The organism is Collinsella sp. AF37-9, assembly GCF_003475115.1.
In the GTDB taxonomy this organism is placed as follows: Bacteria; Actinomycetota; Coriobacteriia; order Coriobacteriales; family Coriobacteriaceae; genus Collinsella.
In genome coordinates this window covers 15392-32534 of the sequence record NZ_QROQ01000022.1, presented here as the reverse complement: position 1 = coordinate 32534, position 17143 = coordinate 15392, and the positions used below count along the sequence as shown (strand labels likewise).

Here is a 17143-nt window from a genome sequence, read left to right as displayed (position 1 = left end):
CGGTTCTGGACGTCCCTCGTCGCGGGGACGTTCTGGTTATCAAGGAACGGGTCGGCAATCTTACAACGCCGGGCGGTCCCGTGGCAACGACCCGGCGTCGCGACTTCGCGGCTCGGGCGGCCCTCAAGTGCATAACACCAGGTCGCGCAAGAGTTCGTCGACCGAATGGCTCACAGGCGCGCCTCTGCCTCGCCGCAAAGCCGTCATGGGCTTCATCGGGCTTGGCTTGGGCTTGGGCGTCTTTCGCCTTGCCGACTATCAAATTGTCGAAGCCGATAAACTGCGCGAGCGTGCCGATGCGCGCCGCCTGCTTGCGCAGACCCTCTATGCCAAACGCGGCACCATCTACGACCGCAACGGCAACGTGTTGGCGTCGTCGGTCGAATGTCGCAACATCGCCGTGAACCCGCAGCTTGTCGAGGATGTTGACAAGACGGTGTCGGCGCTGGTCAAGGCAACTGGAATCGATAAAAAGACCTGCCGCAAGCTCGTTGAGTCCGATGGAACCTGGGTGTATATCAAGCGCCAGGTGGACGAAGACGATGTTGCGGCGCTGGAGAAGAAGAACCTGCCCGGCGTGCTTTTTGAGCAGGCCATGAAGCGTGTATATCCATACGGCAATCTGGCATCGCAGGTGCTGGGTGTAGTGAATGTAGACAACGACGGCTTGACGGGTCTCGAAAAGCAATACAACAAGCTTCTGACCGGCACGAACGGTTCTCTCGTACGCGAGCGCGCGAGGGACGGCAGCTATATCGCGGGCGGTGCCTATAAAAAGGTGGCTGCGGTCGACGGCGTTGATATCGTGACGACGCTCGACGTCAATATCCAGCGTGCGGCCGAGGATGCCCTGGCAGAGGCAGTTGAGAAGACTAAGGCCAAGAACGGCTCGGCGCTGGTCACCGATCCTACGACAGGAGAGATCTTGGCAGCCTGCTCGTATCCGACCTACGACCAGACCGATTTGGAAAACGCCAAGACCGAGGATATGAACCTGCGCCTGGTTACCGACGCCTACGAGCCCGGCTCGGTCTTTAAGACGCTCGTGGCGGGCGCCGGCTTCGACTTGGGCGTCGTGCGATCGAGTACGTCGTTTGAGGTGCCGGCGAGCATCAAGGTGGGCGACGATACCGTCACCGATGCCGACAAGCGCGACTATGCCATGACCATGGATGTGCGCGAGATGATGCGCCGTTCGTCCAACGTGGGCTTTGTCCTGGTGGGGCGCAAGATCGGTGCCGACGACTTTGCCGCCTATGTGGACAAGTGGGGCATCGGTCACAGCTCTGGTGTAGATTTTCCGGGCGAGAGCCTGGGCATCGTCAAGGAGCGTGACCAGTATGACGGCGCCACGCTGGGCTCAATGAGCTTTGGACAGGCGCTGTCTGTCTCGCCGATTGAGATCGCACGTGCCGTGGGCGGCATCGCTAACGGCGGCGTGATGATGACCCCGCACTTCTATAAGTCCAGCAAAGGCGACGAGAAGGACTGGGGCGAAGGCGAGCGTGCGATTTCTGAGGATGCAGCATCCCAGGTGACATCGTGCATGCAGACGGTCGTGTCTGAAGGCACGGGCGTTGGCGGCGCAGTTGACGGCTATGACGTGGCGGGCAAGACCGGCACGGCCGAACGTGCCGACGAGAACGGCGGCTACCTCAAGGAGAACTACATGTCGTCCTTTATGGGCTTTGCGCCGGCACAATCACCCAAGGTGCTGTGCTATATCACGCTCGACGGAACGCCGAGCGGCTCAGATGCCGCTGCGGTGCCGTTCCAGTCCATTATGGCCAACGCGCTCGACGTGCTGGGCATCCCGCGCACGAAGTAGGGGGTTACAATCTTTGGGGCATGGTTTGTTGTCCCATATGAGGGGTGTTCACATGCCCTGCACCACGCATGCGCGGCGCTGGGATACAATACGCCGATAGCATTATTAGGTTTACAGGGGAGCTGCAATGATAGAGATCGCCGTCAACAACCTCGCGGCCGCAACAGGGGCCCGAACCGTGACGGGAGAAGTCGATCGGGTATGCCGCGGGTGCGTTATCGACTCGCGCCAGGTCGAGGAAGGGACGATTTTCGTCGCCTTTCCCGGTGAAAACGTCGACGGCAATGATTTTGCTTCCCGTGCCGTCCAGTCGGGTGCCGGCGCCGTCGTGATGACGCGTGAGCCCGATGCCGAGTTGGTCTCGCTGGCGCAGGACAAGGGATGCGCCATCCTGCTGACCGATGATCCCGAGGAGTTTCTGCTGCGTTTGGCGCACGCGTATCGCCTGGAGCTTGGCTGCCTGGTCGTTGGCATTACCGGTTCCATCGGCAAGACGACGACCAAGGACGTGCTCGCCGCTGTACTCGCCAAGCGCTATCGTGTCTGGGCCACCAAGGGCAATTTCAATAACCTGATCGGCATGCCGCTCACGGTGCTTTCCGCCCCGGCCGGTACCGAGGTCCTGGTGCTCGAGATGGGCATGAACCATTTCCACGAGATCGAGCGCCTGTCCCAGTCCGCCAATCCCAACCTTGCCATCGTGAGCAAGATCGGCACCTCTCACATCGGCATTTTGGGCAGCCGCGAGAACATCGCCCGCGCTAAGGCCGAGATTGTCCAGGGTATGTGCGCCGCCGGCGACTTCTTGCCGCTGCTGGTTTTGGGCGGTGAGGACGACTTTACGCCGTTCATTCGCGATACGTTCGCCCAGCCTGCTGGTATCGATGTGATGCTGGCCGGCGTCTCGGACGATGATGAGGTCCGCGCCCGCGAAGTTCGTGTTGATGACGAGGGCCGTCCGGTCTTTACGCTCGATTTTGGTCAGGGCGAGACAATCGATACCATGCTTGCTATCCCCGGCGTGCAGTCCGTTCCAAATGCCGTTAAGGCCGCCGCGGTTGCCTATCGCCTGGGCGTGACGCCCGAGCAGATCGATGCTGCCTTTAGGGGCCTCACAATCACCGGTCACCGCCAGGAGATCAAGCGCGCCAAGAGCGGTGCACGCATCATCGATGACTCCTATAACGCCAGCGCCGAATCGATGGCAGCCGGTCTCGATCTGCTGTGCTCGCTTTCGTGCACGGGGTCTCGCATGGCGATCCTGGGCGAGATGGGCGAGATGGGCGATGAGGCTCCTCGCATGCATGAGCTCGTGGGCGCCTATGCCGCCGCCAAGAAGCTCGACATGCTGGCGTGCGTGGGTGGTGAGCTGGCCCAGCTTATGGCCGATGCCGCGCGCATGATGGGCATGGACGAGGACCGCATCCAGGTGTTCTCCGATTATCAGCAGGTGCTCGACCGCATGGGCGGCGCGCTTGAAAAACATGATGTTGTACTGGTCAAGGGTTCCCGCTTTGTTGAGCTCGACCGCTTTGTGGAAGGTGTGTGCTAGCCCATGTTCGGCAATCCCTCGTATCCAACGTATCAGGCTTTTTTGGGGCTTGGCATCGCCGCCGCCATTGCGCTGCTGCTCATGCCGTGGTGGATCAAGCTGCTCAAGGTCGAGGGTATCGGCCAGCAGGTTCGTGCCGACGGCCCCAAGCGTCATTTGGTTAAGCAGGGAACGCCCACCATGGGTGGCGTTGTCATCCTCATCGCGATCTCGCTGACCTGCCTGCTGATGGGCAAGCTCACCACCGAGCTCGTGCTCGTGCTGCTCGCCACGCTGGCGACCGGCGTGCTGGGTCTGATCGACGACCTGACCTCCGTTACGCATGGGCGCTCGCTCGGTCTGACGCCTCATGCCAAGATGATCGGCCTAACCATTATCTGTGTCACCTTTACGGTACTTGCCGTCAACTGGTGCGGCGTCGCCCCCGAGATTCGTTTTCCCGGTGGGTTGACGATCGACCTTGGCGTGCTTTCGACCACCATCTGCGGCTATTCGTTCCCGTGGCTCTATATTGTCTTTTGCTGGCTGATGATTGCCGGTCTTTCTAATGCCGTGAACCTGACCGATGGCCTTGACGGTCTTGCTGGCGGCACCTCCATGATCGCCATGCTCGCCATGGCTGCCATGGCGTTTTTGCACGGAGACGTGAACCTGTCCATCTTCTGTACCGCGTGTGCCGGTGCCTGCTTGGGCTTTCTGTGGTTCAACTGCTATCCGGCGAGCATCTTTATGGGCGATACCGGCTCGCTTGCTCTGGGCGCCGCGTTTGCCTGCACGTCCATCATGACCAACACCGAGGTCGTCTCCCTCATCATCGGCGGCCTGTTTATCGTTGAGACCCTGTCGGTCATGATTCAGGTTGTCTACTTCCATTTTACGCACAAGCGCGTCTTCCTTATGGCGCCCATCCATCATCATTTCGAAAAGAAGGGCTGGGCCGAGACCAAGGTCGTCATCCGTTTTTGGATTATCGCTGCGGCCTTTGGTGCCGTTGGCCTTGCTCTGTTCTTCCAGTTGGGATAGTGGTCTTTCATGCCTCTTGCTGATGTCTTTAGCCTGCTCGTTTTGGGTCAGGGCAAATCCGGTCTCGATGTCGCCCGCTGGGCGCTGGCACATCCCGAGCGCGTAAGCGCCGTTACCGTGTATGGCGGCGGCACCTCTGAGCCCAATGACGCCACGCGTGCGCTCGAGGCTGCTGGTGCGTCGTTTGTCTATGGGACCGAACAGGTCGAGGGCGCCTATGACGTATGCGTGACGTGCCCGGGCATCTCGGAGTTCTCGGGCTTCTTTAAGGCCGGGCGCGAACATGCCGCTCAGATTATGGGTGAGCCAGAGTTTGCCTATCGCCTGTCGCCCGATAACTGGATTGCCATCACGGGCACCAACGGTAAGACGACCACCACGTCGCTGACTGATTATCTGCTCAAGGCTGCCGGCGAGGCCAGCGTAGCTGTCGGCAACATCGGCGAGCCGCCGGTCAACGAGATTGACGGCCGAGCCCACAACGAGTGGTTTGTGGCTGAGCTCTCGAGCTATCAGATTGCTACGACCACCGAGCTCCACCCTCGCGTGGCAGTGCTGCTCAACATCACTCCCGACCACTTGGGCTGGCATAAGAGCCATAAGAACTATGCGCTTGCCAAGATCAAGCTGTTTGACAATATGGGCGATGACGATCTGGTGGTTGTCGACGTCGAAGACGCTGGCATTCACGAGTTCGATGAGTACATCTATACGCCGGGTCGCCGCATCTGCAAGGTCGCTTTTGACGAGCCCGAGGGTGCAGACGCCGCCTTTGTGCGCGACGGCAAAATGGTCGTGCGCCTGAAGGGCGTCGAGACCCAGCTTGTCGCCACGTCCGAGCTCAAGATCTCGGGCCATCACAATGTCATCAATGCCTTATGTGCCGCCACGGCTGCTCTGGCCGTCGGTGCCGATGTCGATGGTGTCCGCCGCGGTCTGGCCTCGTTCCAGCCGCTCGAGCATCGCGTGGAGCCGTGCGGCGAGATTGACGGTGTGCGCTACGTCAACGATTCCAAGGCGACCAACACCGACGCGGTCGAGAAGGCGCTGACGGCATTTCCCGATGACGACGTGATCTTGCTGCTCGGCGGCCACGATAAGGGCACGCCGCTCACGGACTTCGCGCGCGTTGTTATGGATAACGTGCGCTCGGTCGTCTGCTTTGGCGATGCGCGCGAGCGCTTCACCGCCGCTATGGACGAGGCCGATGTCGATGGCGATGTGGATATCGCCCAGGCGGATGACCTACGCGATGCCGTGGACGTTGCCCGTTCGCTGTCGAGCCGTGGCGACGTGATCTTACTTTCTCCTGCCTGCTCTTCGTTCGATGAGTTCTCGGGCTATGAGGAGCGCGGCCGCGTGTTTAAGGACTACGTGGCTCAGCTTGCCGCTGCAGCGAAATCGCAAATGGAATAGGGGTTGCCGGTGAGAGAGGAGAGCCCCCGACAAGGTATGAGGAGGCCCGACTCGGACCGTGCTTCCTCGCGGCGCAGCACACCGCGTTCCGGTCGTGGCAGGCAGTCGTTTAGCGAACGCTATATTGCCGGCGTTCCCGCCCGCATCATGCGCCCCCGTCTGATATTTATGGCCTGCCTGTTTACTTTGGTGTGCTTTGGTCTGCTGATGGTGTACTCGGCGTCTTCGGTCGAGGCGCTGCACGAGAATGGCTCGGCGACGTTTTTCCTGGGTCGACAGGCCGCGTTTGCCGTGGTTGGTGTTCTGGCGCTGATTGCCATCGTGCGCGTTTTGCCGGACAGCTGGTTTGGGGAGGATGTGCTTAGGATCTTCCTTATCGGCATGATAGGGCTACTGTTTCTGGTGTTCTTGGTGGGCAGCGGCAGCCGTGGCGCCACGCGCTGGCTCAACATCGCCGGTATTCAGTTCCAGCCTTCCGAGTTTTTAAAGCCATTTGCCATTGCGTATTCGGCCATCATGCTTGATCGCTTCTTTTCGCCCGGTGGCAACATCAACGAATTCCTTCGCAAGATGGGCATCTACCTGGGTATTTCGCTCTTTCTGATCTTTATCCAGCCCGATTTCGGTACTGTCCTGATCATCCTGTTGACCCTCATGTGCATGGCGTTGTTTGCGGGTCTCGACCCCAGATTTATCATCGGCGTGCTAATCTTCGGCATTCTCGTGATCGTGATTGCACTTGTCGCAGAGCCGTACCGTATGGTGCGTATTCAGGTTGCCTTGAACCCTTGGGCTGACGAGTATGGTGACGGCTATCAGGCCACGCTTGCCATCATGGCCTTTGCCTCGGGCGGTCTGTTCGGCCGTGGCATCGGCAACTCAACCATGAAGTACTCGTATCTGCCCGAGGCGCACAATGACTACATCCTGGCCATCATTGGCGAGGAAGTCGGCTTTGTCGGAACCGTGCTGTTCTTCTTGGTGTTTGCGATGCTGATCTACTCGGCGTTTCGCATTGCCGAGCAGGCGACCGATCGTCGGGGCGCGCTTATGGCGTCTGGCTCCGCGGTCATTCTCGCGGTGCAGTTTTTGATTAACGCGCTGGGCATCCTCAACGTGTTTCCCATGACGGGCAAACCGTTGCCGTTTATTAGCTACGGCGGTTCATCGATTATTGTGTCGCTTATGCTTGCCGGTCTGATCCTGCGCGTTTCGTACGAGAGCGCCCGTCGCGATGAGTACGACCGTCGCCGCGAGAGCTTTGCCGTTATGGATGAGAGTACCGCCGGCGTAGCCCATGTGCGCGGTGAACGACCTTCGCGTAGCGGCTTTACCGTTCTGGATGGTTCTACATCCGAGCCGGCAGCTCGTCCACGTCCGCGGACGGCTCCGCAAGGTCGTCCTCAGCGCCCCAGCCCTCGCAGCGCGGGCGGCGGATATAATCGAATCGATTTGAACTCGGACCCGTCGGCTCGTCTACGCACCGACGACCAGGGACCGCGTGTACGAAGGGACTACCATGACCGATAAGATGACCGTTGCTATTGCAGCCGGCGGCACGGCGGGACACATCAACCCCGCGCTCGCCTTGGCCGAAGAGCTGCGTGATCGTGGCCACCACGTTGTGTTCGTGGGCCAGTCACGCAAGCTCGAGGGTCGTCTGGTCCCCGAGGCTGGGTTTGATTTTGTGCCCATTACGGTCACGGGCTTCGACCGCTCCCGTCCTTGGACGGCGCTGACCTCCCTGTGGCGTGTCAACAAGGCCAAGCGTGCGCTCACCAGTCATTTCTCAAAGGTCGGCAAGCCCGATGCCGCCATCGGTTTTGGTGCCTATGTCGAGGTTCCGCTGCTGGGGTGGTGCAAGGGCGCAGGCGTTCCGTATCTGCTACATGAGCAGAACTCTGTTCCGGGCCTGGCCAACAAGATGATGAACTCCCACGCCGCTCGCGTGTGCATCTCGGTGCCGGCAGCGCGCTCGGTCTTTGAGCGCGAAGGTGACCCTGACCACGTGCTCATGACCGGCAACCCCGTACGTCGCTCGGTGATCGAGGGCGATCGCGCTCGTGGCCGCAAGGCACTTGGCGTTCCCGAGGACGCTACGCTGCTGCTCGTCTTTGGCGGTTCACTTGGCGCCCAGCACCTCAACGAGCGCGTGACTTCGCTCAAAAACGAGCTGCTTTCGCGCAAGAACCTCTATGTGTTGCATTCGACGGGTGCCGACGGCTTTGAGGAGACCGAGCGCGCTTTGGCGCTGACGCCCGAGGAGGCGAAGCGTTACCGCGTCCAGCCTTACATCGACAACATGGGCGATATGCTGGCTGCTGCCGATTTGGTGCTCTCGCGTTCGGGTGCATCGAGCGTGGCCGAGATCGCTGCGCTCGCCGTGCCCTCGATACTCGTGCCGTATCCGCATGCGACGGCCGACCACCAAACCACCAATGCCCGTTATCTGGTCGACGCCGGGGCCGGCGTGCTCTGTGCCGATGCCGATATCGACGGTTCTGCCTTTGCCGATGAGCTGCTGCACCTGGTCGATGACGCGGCAGAGCGCGACGTCATGCGTCAGGCGGCGCGTGGTCTGGCTCAGGATAGGGCCGCCGCTCTTCTGGCCGATGCGGTAGAGGGTTTGCGTTAGTTAGACGGGATATCGTCGGTCGCCCTCGCGCTGATGCGGTAGGTGCGGTACAGTTAACGGGTTACAGGCAGTGTTTACGCAAGGAGTACACGAGCACATGGCTGATTCCCAGACTGCAACCTCCGCGCCCGAGTTTAAGAGCGCCCACTTTATCGGTATCGGCGGCGCCGGCATGAGCGGCATCGCCCTCGTTCTGCACGAGCGCGGTTATGCCGTTACCGGCTCCGACCTTAAGACGTCACGTTATATCCGCCAGCTTACACGCGCTGGTGTGAAGGTGCATGTGGGCCATGAGGCAGCCACGATCGACGAGGTCAAGCCCGACGTGGTTGTTGTCTCCACCGCTATTCCGGAGTCCAACCCTGAACTCGTGCGCGCTCGCGAGCTTGGTATTCCCGTGTGGCCCCGTGCCAAGATGCTCTCTGCTTTGGGCCACGGCTACACTACCGTCGCTGTTGCCGGCACGCATGGCAAGACCACCACGTCTTCGATGTGCGCCACCATGCTCGACCGCATGGGTCTGGATCCGAGCTTCTTGATCGGCGGCATCGTCGAGGGCTATGACACGAACGGCAAGAACGGCTCGGGAGACTACTTTGTCGCCGAGGCCGACGAGTCCGACAGCTCCTTCCTGTTCCTGAACCCCAACGTGGTCATTGTGACCAACGTCGAGGCCGACCACCTCGATCACTACTCGGGTATCGAGGAGATCGAGGCAACTTTCGCCAAATTCATGAGCCTGGTGGGCGAGGACGGCACCGTCATCGTCTGCGGCGAGGACCCGCATCTGGTCGAGCTCGCCAAGTCGACGGGCCGTCACGTGCTTTCCTACGGCTTTGCCGAGAGCAACGCCATCGTCTGCGTGCACCCGGATGTCAAGGGCATCCAGAGTGACTTTATCGTTCGCTTTGAGGACGGCACTGAGCACGCTGTGGAGATCAAGAGCAATCCCGGTCGCCACAACATGCTCAACGCCACGGCCGTGCTCACCGTCGCCCATGTCCTGGGCCTTGACATCGACGCCGCCGCCAAGGCGCTCTCGAGCTTTGAGGGCGTCCGCCGTCGCTTTACCCACGTGGGCGATATCGATGGCATCACCGTGGTCGATGATTACGGCCATCACCCCACCGAGATCAAGGCGACGCTTGCCGCCGCTTCGTCGCTGGGCTACAAGCACGTCGACGTCGTGTTCCAGCCGCACCGCTATTCGCGTCTGCAGGCCCTGTGCGACGACTTTGCCGATGCATTTGCCAATGCCGATAAACTGCTGCTGATTGATGTGTTCTCGGCTGGCGAGATGCCCATTCCGGGTGTCACCTCTAAGATGCTCGCCGATACCGTGCGCGCCAAGCATCCTGGCAAGGAGGTCGTGTACTGCTCCAGCCGTCTTGAGCTCAATCAGGAGCTCGAGCAGATGGTGGGCGAGGGCGACCTGCTGCTCACCATGGGTGCCGGCGACGTTACGACCGTCGGTCCCGAGTTCATTGAGTATCTGACTGCCAAGAAAGACGCTTAAGTCTAATGGGTCTGTTTAACGCCGTCATGGCGCTCTCGGGCATGATCGACACGGATGTGATCGAGGACGAGCGCCTTGCGCGTCATACGAGCTATCGTATCGGCGGCAAGGCCGACCTCTTTGTGACGTGCCATAGCTATCATGCCCTCCGCCGCGCCGTGGCGGTGCTCGATCGCGAGCAGGTGCCGTGGGTCATCATCGGCAAGGGCTCCAATCTGCTGGTTGCCGATGGCGGTTATCGCGGTGCCGTCATTTCGCTCGGACGTGAGTTTCAGCGCACGGTTGTTGCCGATGACGGTTGTACGCTGACGGTCGGTGCGGGCGTGATGTTTGCGCGCCTGGTCAACGATGCCCTGTCGCGTAGCCTCTCGGGCCTTGAGTTTGCCGTTGGCATTCCTGGTTCGGTCGGCGGTGCGATATCTATGAATGCCGGCACACGGACCGAGTGGATTGGCTCGCTGGTTGAGGATGTCGTAACGTTTGACCCGGCATCCGGTATCAAGCATTATGCGGGGTCCGAGATCACTTGGGGCTACCGCGAATGTAGCCTTCCCCGCAATGAGATCATCCTCGAGTGCGTGTTCAAGCTTAAACCGGCGCCCAAGGCCGACATTCGCGAGCGCATGGAGCGGTACCTGACGAGGCGCAAGCGTACGCAGCCCATGGGTCGCGCATCCTGCGGGTCTGTCTTTCGCAACCCGCCCGATGCGAGTGTGGGCAAGCTTATCGAGGATTGTGGATTAAAGGGTTTTTCGATTGGCGGCGCGGAAGTTTCGCCCGTTCACGCTAATTTTATCGTTAATAACGGAACTGCCTCGGCCGATGACGTTGCCGCGGTTATTAGACATGTGCACGGAAAGGTGAGGGAGGCGTATGGCATCGAGCTCAGACCGGAAGTTAAATTCCTCGGCTTCTAGAGCATCGAAACCCACCTTCCGCCGCGCCGGAGGGCGTTCCGGCGCGCCTGCCAAACCTCAACGCAATACCGTCGCGCACTCTAAGTCTGTCGGGCATGCTCGACAGACCAGTCGTCCGGTCGTCGGCTCGCAGCTCGGTAATCGTCCGGCCGCAAAAAAGTCCTCGCGTCCCTCGACGACGTCAAAGCCTGTTATGGGCGCCAAGCCTGCCCGTCCCATGGCAGCTCCCAAGCCCTCGACGGGAACTAAAGCGGCGCGTCCAGGTCGCACGCTGGGCGCATCGAAACCGCGCTCGCTGACATCGGTGCCGGCTACCGCCAAGAAGCCTTCGAGTAAAAAAGGTTTCAACCCGTTATCTTCACTTGGAGCGATGGCAAATAAAACATCAGACGCCGCTTCTGTCGTTACAGGCAAAGGCAAAATCGTGGGCGGCGTTCTGGCCGTCTTGGCCGTGCTCGTCGTCGTTGCCATCGTGGTGATCAACTCTGGACTGTTTACTGCCACTGATATTCAGATTCAAGGCAGCGAGCATGTGACGAAGCACGATGCTATCCAGCTGATCGACTTGCCCGAGGGAACGTCGCTTTTTAACGTCGATCCCGACCAGATTACCGAGGATCTCAAGCAGAACCCGTGGGTTTCGGGCGTGGATGTCCAACGCCAGTTTCCCCATACGCTTATCATCACGCCGACGGAGCGTAAAGTTATCGCCATTGCGTATATCAGCTCCGACGACCTTGCCTGGGCTATCGGAGACGATGACACCTGGATCGCCCCGCTGTCGACGTCGGTCGAAGTGGACGACCAGGGCAACGTCATCACGACAGGGCAGGGCTCAAATACCTTGACCGGAATCGATGCCGCGCTGGCGCTCGCCAAGCATTATGGCGCGGTGTTGTTGACTGATGTCTCGGCGGATGTCGCTCCGGTTTCCGGCCAGGCGGTGAACTCCAAAGCCGTTAAGGCCGGCCTGGATTATGTGCGTGGTTTTTCGAGCGAGTTCTTGGGACAAGTCAAGGATATTTCCACGCCTTCGGTCGAAGCCATCTCGGCAAACCTCAATAACGGCATTGAGGTGTCGCTGGGCGATTCGGACGATATCGCCAAGAAGGAACGCGTAGTCACCAAGTTGCTTTCGCAGGTAGAGGGCGTAACGTATATCAATGTGCGCTCTCCGGGCAACTACACATTTAGGAATGCTCCGACCTCGTAGCGCTGGTTGATGCTTTGTTGAGGGGCCATACCACGCCGTTTATCTGGTTTGTTTGGTTTTCACGGTCAATTATTTGACTGATACGTTCATAATGTGCAAACATAATACAGTTTACCTTTGCATTTACTTTCAACCTGAAGGTTAATGTGCGCAGGGGTCGACCCATGCTATGGCTATAACCTTTGTTCGGAGGACCGACATGCACGAGACAGAGATCAACAACTACCTTGCCGTCATTAAGGTGGTCGGCGTCGGCGGCGGCGGTACCAACGCGGTCAATCGAATGATCGAAGAGGGCATCCGCGGCGTCGAGTTTGTTGCCATCAACACCGATGCTCAGGCACTCGCGATCTCTGATGCCGATATCAAGGTGCACATCGGCACCGACCTTACCCGCGGCCTGGGCGCCGGCGCCAATCCCGAGGTTGGCCGCAAGGCTGCCGATGAGTCCCGCGACGACATCGCCGAGGCGCTCGCTGGCGCCGACATGGTGTTTATCACCTGCGGCGAGGGCGGCGGCACCGGTACCGGCGCTGCTCCCATCGTTGCCGATATCGCGATGAACGAGGTCGGCGCACTGACCGTCGCCGTCGTGACCAAGCCCTTCACCTTCGAGGGCCGCAAGCGTAAGAAGAGCGCCGAGGAGGGCATCAAGACCCTCTCCGATTGCGTCGACACCATGATCGTCATTCCTAACGATAAGCTGCTCGACATCGCCGAGAAGAAGACCACCATGCTCGAGGCCTTCGCGATTGCCGATGGCGTCCTTTCCCAGGGCACCCAGGGCATCACCGACCTCATCACCGTCCCCGGTATCATCAACCTGGACTTCGCCGATGTTAAGACCATCATGAAGCAGGCCGGTACCGCCATGATGGGTATCGGTACCTCTTCTGGGGATACTCGTGCCGTCGACGCTGCCCAGCAGGCCATCTCCAGCCCGCTGCTCGAGAGCTCCATCGATGGTGCCACGCGCGTGCTGCTCTCCATCGCCGGTTCCAAGGACCTGGGCATCCAGGAGATCAGCGACGCCGCCGACGTTGTCGCCAACGCCGTCGACCCCGAGGCCAACATCATCTTCGGTACCGTTGTCGACGAGTCCCTGGGCGATCAGGTGCGTATCACCGTCATCGCTACGGGCTTCTCCGACTCCAACGTCAACCGTCAGGATGAGCTCTTTGCTGCTCAGCAGTCTCAGAGCAAGGCCGCTGCCTCCGCTGAGCCGCAGCGCACCGCTCCGGCTGCCAGCCCGGCTCAGGCCGCTCCGACCCGCAACGTCGGTGGTACCGAGCTGCCCAACTTTGGCAACGACCAGTTCGAGCTTCCCGACTTCCTGAAGCGCGGTAGCTTCTAGTTCGTTTTTCTCAACGACCTGCACGGGGTGTGTCCATTTGGATGCGCCCCGTTTTGTTTCTCGTTTGTAAACGAAAGCCTCCAATCTCCTTACGTTCCCTTTACGTTTGGTCCCTACCGCTGCGGGTATCCTTTTAAGGAAGTATGACAGCCGTATAAACGCGGACTGCGCGGCGACGCCGCGGTACTTGTGTTATTAGGAGGCTTTAGTATGGCAGCACGTGCGGACAGGGTTTCGCGTGTCGACCATGATGGAGTTACGTTGGTGGAGGGCGCGACATCCGATGTCCGCTTTGCCTTTACCGAGCGCACCGGTGGTGTTTCCGAAGATGCGTACTCCTCGCTCAACCTGGGCTCGCATGTAGGCGATGACCCCTTTGCAGTTCAAGAAAATCGTCGTCGAGCGCTCGAAGCTATGGGCGCCACTGAGTGCGAGCATAATCTGCTCGTGCCCAATCAGGTACATGGTGACCATATCGTTACGGTGACTTCGAACGGCGCCGACGATCTTGAGGCTGTTCGCGAGCAGATTGCCGAGGGCTGCGATGCCATCGTCTGTACGGCGTATAACGTGCCCGTGCTGCTCTGCTTTGCCGACTGCGTTCCCGTGGTGCTGGTGGCCCCCGGCGGATTTGCCGTGGTGCACTCCGGTTGGAAGGGCACGATTGCACGTATTTCTGCCAAGGCGTGCCAGGCGCTTTGCGATGCTGCCGGCTGCGATGCGAGCGACGTTTCCGCCTATATCGGGCCCCATATCCTGGGTGACGAGTACGAGGTTTCCCAGGAGCTCATGGATCGCTTTGCCGCCGAGTTCTCTTGCATCGATGCGAGTACCTCTCGCATGCTCGATCTTTCCGCTGCCATTTGCGAGGCGCTGGTAGATGTCGGTGTCGACGCGGATAATATCGTGGATACCCAGCTTTCGACCGTGCGTCAGAACGACCGCTTTTATTCCTACCGTAACGAGGACGGCACCTGTGGGCGCTATGCCGCGATCGGCGTGATGCTATGAGAAAGATCGTATCGGTCCTGAGCGCCGCTGTGCTTACGCTTACGCTGTGCGCCTGTTCTTCGGGATCTTCTACCTCTTCCATTACCGTGGCCGGCTCCACGACCTGCCTTCCTATCGCCGAAATTGCGGCAGAGGGCTTTAAGGAGGAGACCGGCATCGACGTGCTCGTTTCCGGTTTGGGCTCTTCCGCTGGCATCGAAGCCGTCAGCGCTGGCACGGCCGATATCGCCAGCTCCTCCCGTGGACTCAATGCCGACGAACAGGATCTGGGCCTGACTCCCATCGTCATTGCCCACGACGGTATCGCGGTCATCGTGAACGAAGACAACCCCGTCGATAACCTCTCGACCGAGCAGCTCCGCGATATCTATGCCGGCAAGATCACCAACTGGAAAGAAGTCGGTGGCGAGGACCTGAGGATTCAGGTTATCAACCGAGATGAGGCGTCTGGCACGCGTGAAGCCTTCCGCACCATCGTGATGGACGGCACCCCGTTCGATCGCCGCTCCGCCGTTCTTTCGGGCACGGGCCAGGTGCGCGACGTGGTATCTCGTTCGAGCGGGGCTATCGGCTACATTTCGCTGGGCTTCGTCGATAGCCTCAACGCCAAGACCTCGGTCAAGGCCGTCTCGGTCAATCATGTTGAGGCGTCCGAGAAGACGGTCGCGAGCGGCGGCTATCCCATCTCACGCGACCTTTACTTCTTTGTGAAGGGTGCGCCTTCGCAGCAGGCGCAGGATTACATCGACTATGTGACGTCCGAAAAGATGGACAAGCAGATTCGCGAGGCGGGCTTTATCCCCGTCACCAACGACGAGAAGGGGAGTGAGTAGCATGGAAGCACAGGAAAACTCCCAGACCGAGCAGAATGGTCAGGCGCCCAAGAAGCGCGAGCTGGCGCTCGTATCGCGCAGCACCTATATCAAGGAGAAGGCGCTGCAGTGGATCTTCTTTGCCTGCGCGTTCTTGGCGGTTGTTACCGTCATCCTGATTTTTGTCTTTACCACGTACTCGGCGCTGCCCGTCTTTACCGACATCGGTCTGGCGGACTTCTTTAGCTTTACGTGGGCGCCCTCTGAGGGTCACTACGGCATCGTGTCGCTGCTTGCCGGCTCGGGTCTGGTGACCGTCGGTGCGCTCGCCATGGGCGTGCCCCTAGGCGTGGGCACGGCCGTGTATCTGGTCGAGATCGCCAGCAAGCGCGTGCGCAAGCTCATCAGCCCTGCCGTTGACCTGTTGGCCGGCATCCCTTCTATCATCTATGGCTTCTTTGGCATGATCATCATCCGCCCGTTTATCGCACAACTGACCGGCGGTCTTGGTTTTGGCGCGCTGACGGCGTGGTTCGTGCTCGCCATTATGATCGTGCCCACCATCACGACGCTTACCATCGATGCTCTCAATTCCATTCCCATGGGCATTCGCGAGGCATCGTATGCCATGGGCGCCACCAAGTGGCAGACTATCTATAAGGTCGTGTTACCTGCCGCCAAGCTGGGTATCGTGGATGCCATCGTGCTGGGTATGGGCCGTGCCATCGGCGAGACCATGGCCGTGCTCATGGTCGTGGGTAACGCCCCGGTTATTCCCGACAGCATTGCGAGCCCCATCTCGACGCTCACGAGCCAGATTGCGCTCGACATGAGCTATTCCTCGGGTCTGCATCGCTCGGCGCTGTTCGGCATGGGCGTGGTCCTGTTTATCATTTCCGCCACGCTGGTGGGCATCGTCCGCCTGGTTTCCAAGAAGAAGAGGGGGTAGGCTATGTCCGATTCCGTTGACACGACGGTCGATACGACCTCGTCGCGCGAGCGCATCAAGCGTGCCCTTTCCCACGGCAAGAAGGGCCGCATCAACAAGGACCTGTCCAACAAGATCATGCTTGGCGTGTTCCGTGCCGCGGCATACATCACCACGCTGGTGCTGGTCGCTATCATCGCCTACGTGGTCATCAACGGCCTGCCACACATCTCGCTCGACTTTATCTTCGGTTGGCCCCAGGGCGTCAACGCCGAGGGCGGTATTTGGCCCACGATCGTCTCGACCGTCTATGTGACGGCGCTCGCCATGCTTATCTGCACGCCGATCGCTGTGCTGGCAGCCGTCTATCTGGCCGAGTACGCCAAGCAGGGCAAGGTCGTCGAGCTCATTCGCTACGCTGCTGACGCTTTGGCCTCGGTGCCCTCCATCGTTATGGGCCTGTTTGGCTACGCCTTGTTTGTCGAGGCCATGGGCCTGGGCCTTTCGATGGTCTCGGCCGCTCTGGCGCTCGCGCTCTTGATGCTTCCCATCGTCATGCGCACCACCGAAGAGGCCATTCGCGCCGTCCCGCGCTATATCCGTTGGGGCGCGTACGGCCTGGGCGCCACCAAGTGGCAGGTTGTCTCCAAGATTGTGCTTCCTTCTGCCTTTGGCCGTATTGCCACGGGCATCGTCCTCGCCATCGGCCGCGCCATTGGCGAGACCGCGGTGGTGCTCTACACCATGGGCCAGGCCATCAATCTACCTATTTCGCCGCTCGATTCCGGCCGCCCCATGACGGTTCACCTGTACCTGCTTGCCAACGACGGCATCAACATGAACGCAGCCTACGGCACCGCGCTCTTGCTGATGGTGATCATTCTGGCCTTCAACCTGTTTGCGCGCTTCCTGTCGCGCAAGCGTCGCTAGTTAAGGAG

General features: G+C 60.0%; 14 protein-coding genes. All 14 read left to right on the top strand.

Features of this window, described 5'->3' with window-relative positions; translation table 11 throughout:
* Positions 1-205 precede the first annotated feature (205 nt).
* The 14 genes from DW024_RS07365 to pstA all read left to right on the top strand — a co-directional run bounded on the left by DW024_RS07365 (position 206) and on the right by pstA (position 17135).
* Positions 206-1828, top strand: a complete 1623-nt coding sequence (locus DW024_RS07365) for a penicillin-binding protein 2 (RefSeq protein WP_118377357.1) — start codon at positions 206-208, stop codon at positions 1826-1828.
* A 127-nt stretch (positions 1829-1955) separates the two neighbouring features.
* Positions 1956-3380: a UDP-N-acetylmuramoyl-tripeptide--D-alanyl-D-alanine ligase gene (murF, locus tag DW024_RS07360; protein WP_117806416.1), complete on the top strand. Its 1425-nt coding sequence runs from the start codon at positions 1956-1958 to the stop codon at positions 3378-3380.
* Between the two features lie 3 nt (positions 3381-3383).
* Complete coding sequence (mraY, locus tag DW024_RS07355) at positions 3384-4403, top strand: phospho-N-acetylmuramoyl-pentapeptide-transferase (RefSeq protein WP_117637516.1); 1020 nt, start codon at positions 3384-3386, stop codon at positions 4401-4403.
* Between the two features lie 9 nt (positions 4404-4412).
* Positions 4413-5819 (top strand): UDP-N-acetylmuramoyl-L-alanine--D-glutamate ligase, encoded by a 1407-nt coding sequence (murD, locus tag DW024_RS07350; RefSeq protein WP_118328438.1) that lies wholly within the window; start codon positions 4413-4415, stop codon positions 5817-5819.
* Between the two features lie 36 nt (positions 5820-5855).
* Entirely contained in the window at positions 5856-7349 is a 1494-nt protein-coding gene (gene ftsW / locus DW024_RS07345) for a putative lipid II flippase FtsW (RefSeq protein WP_118065197.1), read from the top strand.
* Positions 7339-8454, top strand: a complete 1116-nt coding sequence (gene murG, locus DW024_RS07340) for an undecaprenyldiphospho-muramoylpentapeptide beta-N-acetylglucosaminyltransferase (protein WP_118065199.1) — start codon at positions 7339-7341, stop codon at positions 8452-8454. Before ftsW ends, murG begins: the two co-directional genes overlap by 11 nt.
* Before the next feature lie 97 nt (positions 8455-8551).
* Positions 8552-9970, top strand: a complete 1419-nt coding sequence (gene murC / locus DW024_RS07335) for a UDP-N-acetylmuramate--L-alanine ligase (protein ID WP_118377356.1) — start codon at positions 8552-8554, stop codon at positions 9968-9970.
* Between the two features lie 5 nt (positions 9971-9975).
* On the top strand, positions 9976-10887 hold the full coding sequence (gene murB, locus DW024_RS07330) for a UDP-N-acetylmuramate dehydrogenase (RefSeq protein WP_117564655.1): 912 nt from the start codon (positions 9976-9978) through the stop codon (positions 10885-10887).
* A gap of 370 nt (positions 10888-11257) precedes the next feature.
* Positions 11258-12100 carry a cell division protein FtsQ/DivIB gene (locus DW024_RS07325; protein WP_055251672.1) on the top strand — a complete coding sequence of 281 codons (843 nt, stop codon included), beginning with the start codon at positions 11258-11260 and terminating at the stop codon, positions 12098-12100.
* A gap of 199 nt (positions 12101-12299) precedes the next feature.
* A complete protein-coding gene (ftsZ, locus tag DW024_RS07320) occupies positions 12300-13454 on the top strand; it encodes a cell division protein FtsZ (RefSeq protein WP_055251674.1) in 1155 nt (384 codons plus the stop codon).
* 210 nt (positions 13455-13664) lie between these two features.
* Positions 13665-14465 carry a polyphenol oxidase family protein gene (locus tag DW024_RS07315; protein WP_118065201.1) on the top strand — a complete coding sequence of 267 codons (801 nt, stop codon included), beginning with the start codon at positions 13665-13667 and terminating at the stop codon, positions 14463-14465.
* On the top strand, positions 14462-15298 hold the full coding sequence (locus DW024_RS07310) for a phosphate ABC transporter substrate-binding protein (protein ID WP_118377355.1): 837 nt from the start codon (positions 14462-14464) through the stop codon (positions 15296-15298). The genes DW024_RS07315 and DW024_RS07310 overlap by 4 nt, the downstream gene beginning before the upstream one ends.
* 1 nt (position 15299) lies before the next feature.
* Positions 15300-16226 carry a phosphate ABC transporter permease subunit PstC gene (gene pstC, locus DW024_RS07305; protein ID WP_117564650.1) on the top strand — a complete coding sequence of 309 codons (927 nt, stop codon included), beginning with the start codon at positions 15300-15302 and terminating at the stop codon, positions 16224-16226.
* Between the two features lie 3 nt (positions 16227-16229).
* A complete protein-coding gene (pstA, locus tag DW024_RS07300; RefSeq protein ID WP_006234250.1) occupies positions 16230-17135 on the top strand; it encodes a phosphate ABC transporter permease PstA in 906 nt (301 codons plus the stop codon).
* The last annotated feature ends 8 nt before the right edge of the window (positions 17136-17143 follow it).